Consider the following 667-nt stretch of genomic DNA (forward strand, 5'->3'; position numbering starts at 1 on the left):
CTATGATGCGATCAATATTAAGCTCGACAAGGCCGGTGGCCTGACCGAAGCGCTGGCGATGGCCGATGCCGCGCGCGCCATGAATCTCGACATCATGGTCGGCTGCATGGTGGCGACGTCGCTCGCGATGGCGCCCGCGATGCTGATTGCGCAATATGCACGCTTCGTCGATCTTGATGGCCCGCTATTGCTCGCCGGAGATCGCGACGGCGGTCTGCGCTATGACGAAAGCACGGTCTATCCGCCCGACGCGGCGCTCTGGGGCTGATCGCCCGCAACGTCCGGCGGCTGCCCGGCGCGATGCCGGCCGAACCATATGACGGTCGCGCCGGCAAGGCCAAGCACGGCCATCACGTAGTAAACGCCCTCGCCGTAACGTGCATAGATCGCGCCTGACAGAACCGCCATGCTGCTCATCACAAGGCCTGTGCAGGCGGTGACATAACCCTGTGCCCGCGCCATGACGTGCGGCGGCACGTGATGCAGCAACAGGCCCATTGTGCCGAGTTGCGTCAGACCGTAGGTCGCGCCGTGCAGCAATTGCACAACCACGAGAATCGGGAGCGGAAGCGTTTGCGCGGTCAGCGTCCAGCGCAACAATGCGCCGAGGCCACCGAGGATGACCATGGTCGCAGGTGCCAATGTCAGGCGCGGCGACACCGCGAAC

At 64.5% G+C, this 667-nt stretch carries 2 protein-coding genes; one reads left to right on the forward strand and one right to left on the reverse strand.

The annotated features are described in order from the left end of the window. On the forward strand, positions 1 to 268 hold a 268-nt coding region (locus AC1DS5_RS25120; protein WP_477720963.1), incomplete at its 5' end, for an enolase C-terminal domain-like protein. Here the strand turns inward: AC1DS5_RS25120 and AC1DS5_RS25125 are convergent. Beyond that, the coding region (locus AC1DS5_RS25125; RefSeq protein WP_477720964.1) for an MFS transporter at positions 238 to 667 on the reverse strand (430 nt) is incomplete at its 5' end. The two genes, AC1DS5_RS25120 and AC1DS5_RS25125, sit on opposite strands and share 31 nt — an antisense overlap.

It is taken from the genome of Polaromonas sp. P4_H1, assembly GCF_056400945.1.